This is a genomic window from Phreatobacter oligotrophus (assembly GCF_003046185.1).
GTDB lineage: Bacteria > Pseudomonadota > Alphaproteobacteria > Rhizobiales > Phreatobacteraceae > Phreatobacter > Phreatobacter oligotrophus.
Genome location: NZ_PZZL01000027.1, coordinates 1 through 14,816 on the forward strand (window position 1 = coordinate 1; position 14,816 = coordinate 14,816).

The 14,816-nt window shown below is 60.9% G+C and carries 11 protein-coding genes and 2 pseudogenes; 10 read left to right on the plus strand and 3 right to left on the minus strand.

Annotated elements, in window-relative coordinates; all coding sequences use genetic code 11:
• The 8 genes and pseudogenes from C8P69_RS22370 to C8P69_RS22405 all read left to right on the plus strand — a co-directional run.
• A pseudogene (locus C8P69_RS22370) lies at positions 1-83 on the plus strand (IS5/IS1182 family transposase); the annotation flags it as partial.
• Positions 84-215: 132 nt separating this feature from the next.
• The gene (locus C8P69_RS22375) at positions 216-1,703 is read left to right on the plus strand and encodes an efflux RND transporter periplasmic adaptor subunit (RefSeq protein ID WP_108179657.1); all 1,488 of its coding nucleotides are present in this window, start codon (positions 216-218) and stop codon (positions 1,701-1,703) included.
• Positions 1,704-1,705: 2 nt separating this feature from the next.
• Positions 1,706-4,834, plus strand: a complete 3,129-nt coding sequence (locus C8P69_RS22380; RefSeq protein ID WP_108179658.1) for an efflux RND transporter permease subunit — start codon at positions 1,706-1,708, stop codon at positions 4,832-4,834.
• Between the two features lie 21 nt (positions 4,835-4,855).
• Positions 4,856-5,224 carry a hypothetical protein gene (locus C8P69_RS23650; protein ID WP_146167427.1) on the plus strand — a complete coding sequence of 123 codons (369 nt, stop codon included), beginning with the start codon at positions 4,856-4,858 and terminating at the stop codon, positions 5,222-5,224.
• A 548-nt stretch (positions 5,225-5,772) separates the two neighbouring features.
• A pseudogene (locus C8P69_RS24350) lies at positions 5,773-5,862 on the plus strand (hypothetical protein); the annotation flags it as partial.
• 100 nt (positions 5,863-5,962) lie between these two features.
• Positions 5,963-6,799 carry an NAD(P)-binding domain-containing protein gene (locus C8P69_RS22395; RefSeq protein WP_245902202.1) on the plus strand — a complete coding sequence of 279 codons (837 nt, stop codon included), beginning with the start codon at positions 5,963-5,965 and terminating at the stop codon, positions 6,797-6,799.
• A gap of 129 nt (positions 6,800-6,928) precedes the next feature.
• A complete protein-coding gene (locus C8P69_RS22400) occupies positions 6,929-9,181 on the plus strand; it encodes a heavy metal translocating P-type ATPase (RefSeq protein WP_108179660.1) in 2,253 nt (750 codons plus the stop codon).
• Positions 9,182-9,433: 252 nt separating this feature from the next.
• Positions 9,434-10,228, plus strand: coding sequence for a metallophosphoesterase (locus tag C8P69_RS22405; protein ID WP_108179661.1), 795 nt, complete (start codon positions 9,434-9,436; stop codon positions 10,226-10,228).
• A gap of 84 nt (positions 10,229-10,312) precedes the next feature.
• Here the strand turns inward: C8P69_RS22405 and C8P69_RS22410 are convergent, their stop codons facing one another.
• A complete protein-coding gene (locus C8P69_RS22410) occupies positions 10,313-10,969 on the minus strand; it encodes an SOS response-associated peptidase (protein WP_108179662.1) in 657 nt (218 codons plus the stop codon).
• 94 nt (positions 10,970-11,063) lie between these two features.
• On the opposite strand from C8P69_RS22410, the gene C8P69_RS22415 reads away from it, so the two are divergent.
• Complete coding sequence (locus tag C8P69_RS22415) at positions 11,064-11,291, plus strand: hypothetical protein (protein WP_245902203.1); 228 nt, start codon at positions 11,064-11,066, stop codon at positions 11,289-11,291.
• Between the two features lie 245 nt (positions 11,292-11,536).
• Here the strand turns inward: C8P69_RS22415 and C8P69_RS23655 are convergent, their stop codons facing one another.
• Positions 11,537-11,833, minus strand: coding sequence for a hypothetical protein (locus C8P69_RS23655; protein WP_146167428.1), 297 nt, complete (start codon positions 11,831-11,833; stop codon positions 11,537-11,539).
• 286 nt (positions 11,834-12,119) lie between these two features.
• Between C8P69_RS23655 and C8P69_RS22420 the strand changes: the two genes are divergently transcribed.
• Positions 12,120-12,638: a recombinase family protein gene (locus C8P69_RS22420; protein ID WP_245902204.1), complete on the plus strand. Its 519-nt coding sequence runs from the start codon at positions 12,120-12,122 to the stop codon at positions 12,636-12,638.
• A 143-nt stretch (positions 12,639-12,781) separates the two neighbouring features.
• On the opposite strand, the gene C8P69_RS22425 is transcribed toward C8P69_RS22420, so the two are convergent.
• Positions 12,782-14,816: ATP-dependent nuclease (locus C8P69_RS22425; protein WP_211353859.1), on the minus strand; the 2,035-nt coding region annotated here is incomplete at its 5' end.

The following is a 14,816-nucleotide window of genomic DNA, read 5'->3' on the forward strand; positions in this document are numbered from 1 at the left end:
GCGTCGCGACCCGGTACGACAGATTGGCGGTCAATTTCCTCGCCGCCGTCCACATCGCTGCCATCGTCTCCTACTGGTTATGAGTCCGGACCCTAGTTCAGGCCGGGCCTGGGCATGACCATGGACCGGAGGCCACGGCGACCGTCGCGGCGGCAAGCCCTCGGGTTTCGGCGGCGTCCGATCTGTTCGAGTTTGTCGGCATCGTCGAGGGCGAGGTGCTGGTCATCTACCTCGACCGCTTTGCGACCAACGATCCGATCACCGGGGCGACGATTGAGGTCAGCATCAATGGCGCGCCGCATCGAGCGGAGCCGCAATCGAACGGCACCTACGAAATTGCGGCTCCGCTGCTGAGGCAGCCCGGAACCTTAGACATCGTCGCAGAGGTCAAGGACGGCGAAACTTCAGATCTTCTTGTCGGCTCTCTGCTGATTGCTGCGCCGGCAACGACCGCTAGCGCAAGATCCACCGGCTGGCGTGCCCTCATCACCCGGGCTCAACAGGAAGTGACATCTGTTCGCCCGACCGTGCTTCTGGCCGGGGCGCCTCTGTTGGTCGGTCTGCTCATCGGCCTAAGTCTGCGATCGAGGCCGAAGTTGGTTATCGGGCTCTCAGCACTCGCAGTGCTGGTTATGGCGACGTCGTTGAGCCTTGCACACGAAGGACACGACCACGGAGGCACTCCCGCCGCTTCGCAAGGCAATGCACCCCATCGTAGGCCGGACGGCTCAATCTTTCTGCCGAAGCCTACGCAGCGTCTATTGGAAGTGAGAACCGAAATTGTCGGCCCAAGCGAAGCGAGGCCAACAGTGCGATTTGCCGGGCGGGTCATCGCCAATCCCAACCGATCCGGGCAGGTCCAGGGAACGATAGGAGGCCGCATCACGACAGCAGGGGGAGGGTTGCCGCGTCTCGGCCAGGGTGTTCGAGCAGGTGAGGTTCTGGCTGTGGTCCAGCCCTCCTTTCTCCCGGTCGATGCAGCGACGCTCCAGCAGACCGAAGGAGAACTTGATCAGCAGATTGCGCTCTACCGTTCACGTCTGGACCGACAGCGGGTGCTGGCCCAGCGAGATGCCGTGCCAAGGCAGTCATTGGAAGAGACGGAGATACAGCTCCGCGGGCTCGAAAGGCGTCGGGCTGAGCTGCGTCAAAGCAAGGTGGTGCCTGAACCCCTGACCGCCCCAGTGGACGGCATCATTGCCGAGGTCCGGGTCGCCATCGGTCAAGTCGTTGCTCCGACCGACATTTTGTTTCAGGTGATCGACCCTCGGTCCCTCTGGGTGGAGGCACTGGTTTTTGACCAGATCAATCCCCAGGACATCCGCGCTGCAACGGCGAAGTTGCCAGACGGTCAGGTCGTTAACCTACGGCTAGTCGGTCGTTCTCGCTCCCTCCAACAGCAATCCACACTTCTACAATTCGAGATCGAGAACCCACCGGCTGCATTGGACATCGGCACTCCAGTGTCAGTCATCGCTGAAACGGGCCGAACGGTCACGAGCATCGTACTGCCCCGAGCAAGCGTCACCCAGGCTCCCAACGGTCAAAGCGTTGTCTTCCAGCATCGGGAGGCCGAGCTCTTTGTTCCGCGCCCCGTGCGAACCGAGCCGCTTGATGCGGAGCGCGTCCTCATCATCGGTGGGATAGAGCCCGGCGAGAGGATCGTCGTACGTAGCGCGCCGCTGATCAATCAGGTGCGCTGACGATGTTCAACATCCTGGTCAACGCCAGTCTGCGGCATCGCCTATTTGTCATCGCCGCCGCCGTCATCCTCATCGCCTATGGCTCCTTCGTCGTGCCGAGGCTTCCCGTCGACGTTTTTCCCGACCTGAACCGCCCGACGGTTGTGTTGATGACCGAAGCCGAGGGGTTTGCTCCCCAGGAGGTGGAGCAATTGATCACCTATCCGATTGAAACGGCGATGAACGGCATGCCGGGCGCTAACCGTGTTCGATCCGTGTCAGGCGTCGGCCTGTCGATCGTTTACGTCGAGTTTGGCTGGAGTACGGACATTTATCGCGCTCGCCAGCAGGTAGCGGAGCGTTTGTCCATCGTACAGGCCAGGCTGCCCCGCAACGTGCAGCCACAGATGGGGCCGATCTCCTCGATTATGGGCGAGATCATGCTGATCGCGCTAACGTCGACCCAGGCTAGTCCCATGGAGTTGCGCGAAATTGCCGATTTCGTCATCCGCCCCCAGCTCCTGACGCTGCCGGGCGTCGCGCAGATCATCCCGATCGGCGGCGAGGTGCGGCAGTATCGGATCACGCCTGACCCGGTGCAGATGACGCGCCTGTCGGTGTCGCCCCAGCAGATCGAGCAAGCGGTGCAGCGGTTCGGCGCAAACACCGGAGGCGGTTTCGTCGACCAGCATTCCCGAGAGTATCTCATCCGAAACATCGGACTGACCAATCGCCTCGACGATCTACGCAACCTCGTCGTCACCGTGCAGAACGGGACATCCGTGCTGCTACGCCAGGTCGCGCGGGTCGAATTCGCCCCACGGCCCAAGCGTGGCGACGCCGGCTTTCAGGGCACCCCAGCGGTTATCATCGGTGTTCAGAAGCAGCCCACCGCCGACACCGTGACGCTCACCCGCGAGGTTGAGACACGGCTCGCAGCCATCCAGAGGACACTTCCAGCAAACGTTCGCGCGGATCAGATCCAGTTTCGTCAGGCGACGTTTATCGAGACTGCGATCCGGAACGTCCAGACTGTTCTTCTCGAGGCGGCGGCGGTTGTCGCGGTCATCTTGATCCTGTTCCTTCTTAATGTCAGAGCGACGATCATTTCGCTCACAGCAATCCCCATCTCGATCCTTGCAACGGCGCTGGTCTTCCAGGCCTTCGGTCTGTCGATCAACACCATGACGCTAGGGGGACTTGCCATCGCGATCGGCGAACTCGTCGATGACGCCGTTGTGGACGTCGAGAATATCCTTCGACGGCTCAAGGAAAACTCCGAGCGGGAGCAGCCGCTGCCTGTCCTTAAGGTCATCGCAGACGCAAGCCAGGAGGTGCGTTCTGGCATCGTCTACGCCACAATGATCGTGGTGCTCGTCTTCATTCCTCTGTTCGCCCTGTCCGGCATCGAGGGGCGGCTCTTCGCGCCGCTAGGAGTCGCCTACATCGTTTCCATCCTAGCGAGTCTGATCATTTCGATCACCGTGACGCCGGTGCTTTCCTATTACCTCCTCTCGCGAACACGGATCAAAGCGCACAAGGACGTTTGGCTGGTGCGCAAGCTAAAGGGAGGCAACCGTATTCTGCTTGGTTGGGCATTCGAAAGACCAAAGACCCTCTTCGCCGCAGTGAGCTTGGGGGTCGCGGCGGCCGGAATCGGCGCCTTCCAACTGCCGCGACTGTTCCTGCCCCCGTTCAACGAAGGGACGCTGCTGATCAACCTTCAATACAATCCGGGAATCTCTCTGGCGGAATCCGATCGCTTGGGAGGAATTGCGGAGCGGCTGATCATGCAGGTTCCGGAGGCGCGCAGCGTTGGCCGTCGTACCGGCCGAGCTGAACTCGACGAACATGCGGAGGGCGTCCACAATTCTGAGATTGACATCGCATTGGTGCGGTCGAGCAGACCACGCGAAGAGGTCTTCGCTGACATTCGATCGCGCCTTTCGATCCTCCCGGTCAGCGTGGCAATCGGACAGCCCATTGCCCATCGCCTCGATCACATGCTCTCCGGCGTGAGAGCACAGTTGGCTGTCAAGATTTACGGCGAGGACCTCGACGTTTTGCGAACCTTGGCCGCAAATCTCCAGTCTCGCTTGCAGGCCGTTCCCGGGCTGGTCGATCTCAACACCGAGAAGCAGGTGCTGATACCCCAGCTCCGGATCACGCCCGATTTTGAGCGAGCCGCCTTGTACGGCGTCACACCCGCGACGATTACAGACGCCCTTGAGGGACTGTCGAATGGCAGGGTGGTCTCGCAGATTGTCGAGGGCAACCGCCGTTTCGAGGTGGTCATGCGGCTTGCTGAGGACGAGCGCTCGACGACGAGCCTGGCCAACCTGTTGGTGCCGACACCAAAGGGCTTCGTCCCGCTGCGCCTGATCGCAACCGTGGAAGAAGGCGAGGGACCGAACCAGATTCTCCGTGAAAACAGCCAAAGGCGGATCGTGGTCTCGGCCAACGGCGATGGGCAGCGCGACATGGCTGCCATCGTCGCGGACGTCCGCCGGGTGCTTGCCGAAACGGAATGGCCCCGTGGCTACGGTACAAGTCTTGAGGGCACGTTCCAGGCCCAGGAAGAGGCCACTCTCGTCATCGGTGGGCTATCTCTTGTCTCATTCGCCCTGATCTTCATGGTCCTTTATTCGCGCTACCAATCGGCGATCCTCACCGCGATCATCCTCACCAACATCCCGCTCGCACTGATTGGCAGCGTTGCTGCTCTCTGGCTTTCCGGCCAGTCCTTCTCCGTCGCCTCGATGATCGGCTTCATCACGCTCGCCGGGATCAGCGCCCGCAACGGCATCCTCAAAATCAGCCACTACATCAACCTGGCCCTCTATGAGGGCGAGAAGTTCGGTCGCGACCTCGTCATTCGCGGCTCGCTGGAGCGCCTATCTCCCGTGCTGATGACTGCCCTTTCGGCGGGTCTGGCATTGGTGCCGCTGCTGTTTGGAGCTGGAGAACCGGGGCGCGAAATCCTGCATCCGGTCGCGGTGACGATCTTCGGTGGCCTGGTGTCTGCGACGCTGCTCGACACAATCCTGACGCCTGTTCTTTTTCTCCGGTTTGGCCGCAAGCCGCTGGAGACCCTGCTCGCCCGACACGACGAGACATCGCTGGCCGGGACATCGGTTGCCGACGCGTACTGATTCCCAAGAAGGAGACTAGCTATGAAGAACATCATCCTCGCGGCCGCCCTCGTAATGCTACTGGCCACCGGCGCCACTTTTGCGCAACGCCCTGGCCCGAATGGCGGTATGGTCGCCGGGAGCGCAGATCATCAGGTGGAACTGGTCGTCGCGCCATCGGAAATCAGTGTTTACCTCTTGGACGACGGCAAGGTCACAACGGTCCAAGGTGCTAACGTCCGCGCTGTCGTCCAGGATGCCGGGCGAACAATCAATGTGGCTCTCTCGGCAAGCGGTCCCAATCGCCTGGCCGGACGACTTGAGGCACCGCTGGCCAAGGGCGCACGTGTGGTGATCTCCGGACGTGACGGCCATAACCATTCCGTGTCCGCACGGTTCGTCGTTCCATGATCGCGCTACGGGGTCTTCTTGCGCCTATTGCCGTCGGGAGTGCCCTCGTGGTGGCACTCCCGCCCGGTGGCTCTCCAGCGCAGGAATCTGGAGCGGTTAATCCTCCCGAAACAGCGAAAATTGTCGGCGTGGGAGCGGCGAGCTGCTCGACATTTCTGGATCACATCCGTGCTGAGCCTTCCAGCGAGCGTGACTACGTTATTTGGGCGCAGGGCTTCATGAGTGGTGCCCTGATGAGGGCGCCGGAGGGATTGGATCGTGGTCTAGACCTCCTGCCCCCGACGTTTCCTATTGGCAGACAAGCCGTGTTCCTGAGGAGATATTGCGAAGCGCATCCACGGGCCGACTTCAGCGATGGCGTTGTGGAATTGTTCCGGACCCTTCGAGCGCCCCCTAGTTAGCCGCACCGCACCATGGCATCGAGTGGCAGTAAGCGCTGCCGAAGGAAAAGGTCGCAAAGATCCTGAATCGGTCTTGATCCTCTAGCGACTAGAGGAACTACAAGCCCTGCGTCAGAATGCGGAGCGAACGAAATGTCTGCTGAGACCATGGGCGCTTGGAGGTCGAGCGAAGCGGTCCCGGTACTCGTTATCGGGGCGGGACAAGCCGGGCTGGCTGCGGCTTACTGGCTTAAGCAGGAGGGGCTCGCTTCCATCGTAGTCGAGGCGGCCGAACGCATCGGTGACAGCTGGCGTAAACGCTATTCCTCACTGACGCTGTTTACGCCGCGCCGCTTCAGTGCATTGCCGGACCTCGAACTGGGGGGGAGACCCCGAGGGCTATGCGTCGCGCGACGAATTCGCCGACTACCTGGAACGCTACGCGCAGGTCCATGGGTTGCCAGTATCGATGGGCACGACCGTCGAACAACTCAGTCAGCTCGGCGAAGGATTTGGAGCCATTACGACGACGGGCGGCCGGATCCTGGCACACAACGTCATCATCGCCACGGGCGGCTTTCAGCGGGCCGTCGTCCCGGCGCTCGCGGCGAACATTGCCGGCGACGTTCAGCAGCTCACCGCGGCAAGCTACGGTCAGCCTTCCAGGGTGGTCCCTGGGACGGTGCTGGTCGTTGGAGATGGTGCAAGTGGCCGCGACATTGTCGCCGAACTCGCCCCTTCTCACCGCGTCATACTGTCTACTGGAAAGCCGCGCGGCCTTTATCCCGCGCGTATTCTTGGCCGGAGCGTCTGGTGGTGGCTTTCGTTGGTGGGGCTGATGAAGGCTGGACGGGACTCCTTCGTTGGGCGACGCATGCCCAGCGCCGACGCTTTCCCCGACCGAGATCGCAGCTTTGCCAGTCTGCGGCGACGTGGCGTGAGCATTGTTCCGCGGCTCGACGGGGCAGCTGGTCGGCAGGTTCGATTTGCGGCAGGACGAATGGAGACCATCGATGCAGTTGTGTGGGCTGTTGGCTATCGCGACGAGACGGCTGGGCTGACCGTTCCAGATGCTTTGGACGACCAAGGCCGCTTCGTCGAAGAGGGGGGCGTTTCCCCCAATCCCCGGTCTCTATTTTGTCGGCCGCCCTTGGCAGCGCAATCGCGCGTCGGGACTCATAATGGGTGTCGGTGACGACGCAAAGGTGATTGCCGAGGCAATTGTGGCCCGTCAACGCATCGCAGCCTTACGCGAATTCGGCTCGCCCGAGAGGATCATTCCAGAGGCCGTGGTAGGGACGCAATCTGGCGGGAGGGCCTGACGATGACACCGACGAGGGCAACAGAGCGGTTCCGCGTGGTCGGCATGGACTGCGCGTCTTGCGCGGCCAAGATCGAGACCGCCGTTGGCCGCCTTTCGGGCGTCGGACATGTGTCGGTTTCGGTCATGTCGGGCACACTCTCGGTGACCCATGACGGTTCTCTCGCGCCGGATGCAATTGCGCTTCAGGTGCAATCCCTGGGCTATTCGATCTCGCCAACCGGAGCAGCAGACGAGGGGGTTAAGGTTTACGACGTCAATGACGAGGCAAGCCACACGCCTGGCCGGGTCATTAGGGCCCATAGTCACTCGGGGGACCGAACGCCGGCTGACCAACCCGGCAAGCGACAAGTTCACGACCATGCAGGACATACGCACCAGGACCTTGATGACGGTCCATGGTGGCGTAGCCGCAAGGCAATGCTGACGATCGGTTGCGGCGCTGCTTTGGCAGGCGCCTGGATCGTCGGCCAACTCGTGCCCGCTGTTGGGCATTGGGTCTTTGCTTTGGCTATGGCGGTCGGCTTGGTCCCCATTGCGCGCCGCGCTGTCATGGCGGCGGCTGCCGGGATGCCCTTTACCATTGAGACGCTGATGACGATTGCTGCTGTCGGCGCGGTCTTCATAGGCGCGACGGAGGAGGCCGCGGCCGTAGTCTTCCTCTTTCTCGTCGGTGAGTTGCTTGAGGGCGTGGCCGCGAGCCGAGCCCGCGCCAGCATCAAAAGCCTCACTGCTCTCGTGCCCCAAAGCGCACTGGTCGATGAGGGCGGAATAACCCGCGAACTGCCGGCGGACACCCTCCAGCCCGGGATGATGCTGCTTGTGCGTCCCGGCGACCGCATCGCCGCAGATGGCGAGATTGTGGGAGGCGAGAGTTCCGTCGATGAGGCGCCCGTCACGGGCGAGAGCACTCCGAATCACAAACAGCCGCGGGATGCCGTCTTTGCCGGGACGATCAATATCGATGCGGTTCTGCGTGTGAAGGTCACCGCGACAGCGGAAGACAACACCATCGCACGTGTGGTGAAACTGGTTGAGGAGGCCCAGGAAAGCAAGGCGCCGACCGAGCGCTTCATCGACCAGTTCTCGCGATACTATACGCCCGGCGTTCTTGTTGTCGGTGCCCTCATGGCGCTCGTGCCCCCGCTCGTCCTTGACGGCAACTGGTCCGAATGGATCTACAAGGGTCTTGCCGTACTGCTTATAGGCTGCCCCTGTGCCCTTGTGATCTCCACGCCTGCGGCCATTGCCGCTGGTTTGGCTGTGGGCGCGCGGCGCGGCCTGTTAATGAAAGGTGGCGCCGTCCTGGAGGGTCTGCGGAAGGTGACCACCGTCGCGCTCGACAAGACGGGGACGTTGACCGAGGGCAAGCCGGTCGTCACTGACGTCGTCAGCTTCAGTCGCCCGGAGGCTGAGGTGCTGTCTCTCGCCGCCGCGCTGGAGACTGGCTCGAGCCATCCGCTGGCCGTCGCCATCCTGGCCCGCGCCAAGGCTGATGCGCTCTCCGTGCCGTCGGCGACCGATGCCCGAGCGATTTCCGGCAAGGGTGTTGTCGGTCGTGTCAATGGCCAAAGCCTGTTCCTCGCTTCGCCGAAGGCGGCGCAGGAGAAGGCCTCGCTTTCGCGCGAACTGGAAGCGGTCGTCAGCGCCTTCAACGACCAGGGCAAGACCGTCACGTTGCTGCTGATCGACGACCGGATCGTCGGTTTGCTCGCCATCCGCGATGAGCCGCGTGAGGATGCAGCAGCCGGTCTCAAGGCGTTGGCTGATGCTGGGATAGCCACAGTCATGTTGACTGGGGACAACGAGCGTACGGCGAGGGCGATTGGCAATAATCTCGGAATCGCCGTTCGCGCGGGTCTCTTGCCCGAAGACAAGCAGCGCATCGTGCGCGAGATGCAGCGCAATGGTCAGGTTGTGGCAAAGGTCGGCGACGGGATCAACGATGCCCCGGCCCTGGCAGCCGCCGACATCGGAATCGCCATGGGCGGCGGTACAGATGTAGCGCTGGAGACAGCTGACGCTGCCGTATTGCATGGGCGCGTCCGTGATATCGCCAATATGGTCGAGCTGTCTCGCCGGGTTATGAATAACATTGGCCAGAACATTGTGATGGCGCTTGGGCTCAAGGCAGTTTTTCTGGTCACGACGGTTGCCGGCATCACCGGACTCTGGCCGGCCATCCTTGCCGATACCGGGGCGACGGTTTTGGTTACCGCGAATGCGGTCAGGCTACTGGGGACCCGGTTGTCCTGAAGATCCTCTATGGCTGGTCGCTTTGCCAGGCTAGCCTTTCCACAGCAGACGTAGCGGGTGTCTGTAATGGGCCCGAAACCCGACGTTGGGTCACATTGTCCGTCTGGCTGTCCGCCGGCGATTGAAGCCTGGCGACTCCCAGCGTTTCCAACGCTGACAATGTACGGCAGCAGGCGACGCGATATGCTGATCTCGCCTTGACCTTCCCTCCTCAGGCCTCCGAGTGTCGGGTCCCGCAACCGAGGGAAGCCTGTGAGACTCTACGTCGTATCCGCTCTTCACCTCGAAACGGGGCCTTCGTGGTCATTTCCGAAACAGCTGCCGGATTTCGACGTCGCGGTGATCGCCGGTGACCTCCACTGCCCGGTAGCTCGATCCATTGAGCAGATCGCTTCAGCTCCCGTGTTGCAGGGCAAGCCGGTCGTGTTCGTGCCGGGAAATCACGAGTTTGATGGAGGCGTTTTGCAGGATGTGCTCGTGGACGGCTTCGGACTCGCAGCAACTCATGCACATATCCATCTGCTTCACCGGCGGTCAGTCACCATCAGTGGCGTCCGCTTCGTCGGCGCTACCCTTTGGACCGACTACGAGCTGAACGGAACCACCCGCGCCAGCATGATCCTCGCAGGTCACGAGATGCCTGATCACAAGGCCATCCGCTTTCGCGAGCCGTCCGGCCATATCAGCCGCTTCATGCCCTGGCACACGCGGCGAGAGCACAAGCTTGACCGCGCCTTCATCGAGGCTGAGCTTGCCTTGCCTTTCGACGGGCCGACCGTGGTAGTCACCCATCATCTGCCATCACGGCATTCAATAGCGACGCGTTTTGTCGGCACCCCCCTCAACCCAGCCTTTGCCTCAGAACTGGCGCCGCCAATCGTGGCTTTTCAGCCGGCCCTGTGGGTGCACGGACACACTCATCACTCAAATGACTATCGCATCGGCGAAACCCGGATCTTATCCAATCCCAAAGGCTACGGCCCCTTCGAGGGGAAGCCACGAACTGAGAACCCTGGCTTCGATCCGGCGATGATTATCGAGGTTTAGATATCCGAGTTTCGTGCTGATCCTGCCGGGCTATCGGCGCCATCGGATGAGACGCGCCTCAGCTCAATCGCCGCGGTTTTTCGGCTATTCGCTTGTGGCCGGAGGATCTTGCCGAGCACCTTGGGCGACCACCTGGAGGGAGCCATCGGGCAATGGGCGCTGCAACGCTTTGGCCTCCGCCCAGGGCGCGTGCAGCCAGGCCTCGCGCTCTTCTGCGGTGGTCAGGATGACCGGCATCGCCTTGGGATGGATCGCACCGACTTCCGCGTTGGGCTCGGTTGTGAGGAAGCCATAGAGGTCAGCGGTCACCTCGCCCTCCTTCAGCTTCCGGACGGTCGTCCAGTTCGTCCAGATACCGGCGAAAAAGGCGAGGGGGCGGCCTTGGTTGAATGCAAACCAGGCTGGCCCTTTGATCGAGGCGTCCCACTCCGAGAAGCTGGTGAATGGAACGATGCAGCGATGCTCGACCCCGGTCCAACGTCGCCAATGCGGTGAGGCGAGGTTCCGCAAGTTGGTTACACCGGGATCGGTCTTCTTGCCCTCAAGCGCCAAGACCGGAGATGGCATGCCCCAGCGGGCCAGCGCCAGTTCGCGCCCGCCATTGCCATTGCGAACGATGGGAGCCGCGTAGTCCGGGAAGATGCCTGGCATGTGCGGTAGATTGCCGGTGCGATCGACCATCGCGCCGGCAAGCTCAAGGATTGCCTGCTGGCCTTTGGTGAGGCTGTACAGATTGCACATGGCTCATCCTCCCGCAGCAGCGGACCTGTCCACAAGGGGATTGCGCGACCCCGCTGCATTAGAACATAACAAGAACATCTGCGGGGAGGACGACATGGCCAAGGCGGTTCCAAATCAGGCAGACACCGAGCCCGACGGCGTCATCATCAGCGAAGATGACGTCGATGCCGCCATCGCAGAGGCTGGGGGGAACCCGCGAGAGGCGGTACGCGCACTGCTCCACGACATAGCTGTTTTGGCGCTGGACCACGCGCGCAGTGTGAGCAGCGGGTATCGACGGCAGCGCATGTTCGGCTCAATCGACCTGCTCAAGCTGCCCTGAGCCACCGTGCCGCCGAAGCTCACGATCTCGCTGCTGCGATCCGAGGGTGTTCGCGGCGCCTGGGTCCACTGCATGAACATGCGGTGCCGGAACTACGCCTACATCACCTGGGAGCGCATGCGCGTACGGGGAACCGAAGAGGTTCGCGAGCTGGAGATCCGCGGACGCCTCAAATGCTCGGTGTGTGGCTCACGCGAGGTGCGGATCAGACCGTACTGGACCCAGCCGCCCGGATGACCTCGATTTCACCCTCGCCAGCCTAACGGTAGCCCTTGTGGCGCGAGCCATTCATCTCTCTGCGTTACGCTGACCGGTGCTGCTTTCGCCTTGTGCTCGCCTTCCAGGTGGTCGGCGATCTTTAGCCAGAAACGATAGGCATCAATGTCCTCGCCATTCGTGGCACCGTGCGACGCGATCCTGCGTATCTTCGGAAGCAGGCTCGGATCGGACCGAACGGCATCGCGTAGCTCGAGCCACGCGGGAAGCCCCCCATAGCCGATCACGTCGTCGATCTTGGCAAGCGTCCATCCCTTGGGGGTCAATGTGGCGGTGGGTCATGCCCTTACCCAAACTGTGGTGCGGTGCGCTCGGTCGGTGCCGTTTCCGATACCGTTCCTATTGATGTGGCGGTGATAAATAGACCGTTTATGAGACGGACTGAGGAGGGGGCTGGGCAGAACCGCAACAGGCCTCTCCCCAAGTCTCAAAAGGCGTCTTGAAATAATCGTCTCGTTTCCTCATGCACCCATGAGAATTGAGACAACGCATACTCAATGGCTCCGCTCGGGAATCGACCCTCGACCAGAACCTGGACTGCGACTCGAGAAGTTGAGCGCGGCTGGGTGCGAGAAGCTCGTCGTTGAAAAGGCCTCCGGCACCCGGGCTGACCGGCCGGAGCTGAACCCGCTCCTGCGCGACATGCCGCGCGAGGGCGACACCCTCGTGATCCGGAAGCTCGATCGGCTCGCCCGATCGTTGAAGCAGCTCATAGAGACAGCGTCAGACCTGAAGGCGAGGGGCATTGGTGTCGTGTCGCTAACCGACGCGATCGATACCTCGTCCCCGGGTGCCATGCTGGTTTTACATATGCTCGGTGCCATCGCGGAATTCGAGCGCGCGTTGATCCGTGAGCGGACCATTGCCGGCCTCGCGGAGGCCAAGCGCAAGGGCACACGGGGAGGGCGGCCGCGTCGTCTTTCCAAAAAGAACGCAACCGCTGCCAAAGCGCTGCTCGCTCATGGCAACCTGACGGCCCGGGAGGTGGCATCCAGGTTCGGCGTGTCGAAGGCGACGCTGTACCGCCATATTAAATCTGGAGCGCTTCAGGCGTCGGCACCGCATGATTGATGAAAGCGAGCTACCGGAAGCGCCGGATCGTGCTGGAGAGCATGCGCCGGCCTCAGATCCTGTCTGAGGCGGGGCGTCGCCACGTGATATCGCAGGATCTCCCACGTCTGGCAAAAGGATGCGAGAGGGCCCTAGAAGACGATTCACCTGAACGGTGCGCGTCCAGCCTGAACGATCCGCTCGTATTTTTGTTTGATCAACGCAAAAACGTCCTGGAACGCCTGGGGATTTGGAAGAGAGTCAATGGGCTTGGAACCCATAAGCGTCATAAACTCTCGCGCGGGCCGGGATTTCTGGAACTCCAGCCCAACGGCTTCAAACGCCTCCTCATACCGCTTAACGATCCGAGGGATATTCGTGTTGAGCGTGAGCTTCTTTCCCTTCAGTTCCTTGGCGTAGCTCTTGTCAACGAGGGCTTTATAAACACCGGGATCGATGAGGTCTTCGATATCCGCTTCCTTGGGTTTGGCAGCCATGCCTTCCGAAACCAAGGTGATTGCGCTGTCTCGAAGCAGCTTGCCTTCGACCAACTCCTTCTTCGCTTCTCGGCCTGCTTTGTCGTCGTCAAGCAGAACCAGGACGGTCAGCTCCTGCGATGCCAAGAGGGCTGCCATGTATGAAACCTTCCCCGCACCACCTGCTGGCGTGATGGTCAAAGCATCGGGAAGGGTGACCGCCCCTATCGCCTGGAAGTGGCTATGCACTGCCGAAAGAATCCAGAAGTCGGTGACGCCTTCCACCACCAAGTTTGAATGACCAACAAAGAGCGTTTGGGCGAGCTGATAACCAAGAGCCGCCTGCAGGGGAAATAGCGTTCTGGAGTCGCCTTTCGGCGTATTTGTAACCTGGGTCCCCTTTTCTTCATCGATGTTCACTGTGCGAACGCTATCCATCGCGTCCGGTGCCACCATAAACGGTGAGTGCGTTGTGTAGATAATCTGGTTTTTGAAATCGTCTTTGAAGTGCCTGAGCAGATCCTCTTGGGACTTGGCGTGTAGAAAGAGTCCGGGTTCGTCGAGGAGAAGGATCGCGCTTTCGCCGCCCCCTTCCTTCGTATCTGCCGCGAAGGTCAGATAGAATGAAAAAAACCACCGGAACCCACGGCTTCTTTCATCCAAGTTGACTTCGACATCATAGACCGCATTTGGGTCAGAAATCAGCGTGTCTAGGTAAGGGCCATCGATATTGTAACGGACTTTAAGCGGACGGTCTTTCCATAGGCGCCGAAGTTCTGTAGTGACTACCGCGCCTGCACGATTGAGAAGCTGATTGCGGGTTTCGTGATCCCCGCGCATCCCATTAAGTTCCTTCGGACTGAACCCGGCGACTTTCGCCATCTTCTCAAAATTGTCATCCGCCTCTTTACGATTGGGATCTCGACCTCGCTCGTTCAAGAAAGTGTCGAGGTTCTGATGACCATAAATTTCTGGGAATTCAGCAACGTACGTGAACGTTGGCAGCCAACTTAGAACAGCCTCTCGCGCTTCAACAGCTCCGCCGTCGAATTCGACAATGCTTGTGCATTCGGCTTCAACTTGGGAAATCAGCTGATCTTCGGCTTCAGTCGGTACGATGGAGGCTTCACTTAAAAGCGTTCGAAGGTCTTTAGTGGCTGCAACATTCTCAGTCGCCCATTTGTCGGCCGGTCCCGCTTTGGCGAGTGTTTCACCTAGCCGTGTCAGTGCGCTGCCAATGGCCGTCGCATGCTGCTCAGCAATGTCTCCCAGCTTTCCAGTGAAAGAGGGCTCAAGTCGACGCAAAGCGCCCGCTAGCTTTGAACGGGAGGGTTCGGGTGGCTTTATTCCAAGGTCGACCCACCCCCGTTCTCCATATCCACGCCCAACAACCACCTGCTTGCAGTTCTTCAGCGCCGGCAGCATTTCCCCCAAAGCCTCTTGTTCTTCGTTATCAAGCGCCCACCAGGTCCAGACAACGTGAGTGTCAGGCGTGCATTCATCGAGACGGCGGCCGCGAGGAAAATCCTTGATTTTGTTGAGTGGCTTTCGCCCCCCTGGGGGATTGAGAGTAGCAAGAGCCAGAAGCAGGTTGGATTTGCCGCTTTCGTTTCGGCCAACGAGCGAGGTGAACCGCCCCGGGTCTGCCGGAGGCTCCAACTTCCAAGTAGGATGGAGCCATGACGAGCAAGACGACGAACAAGTTCTCACCTGAGGTCCGCGA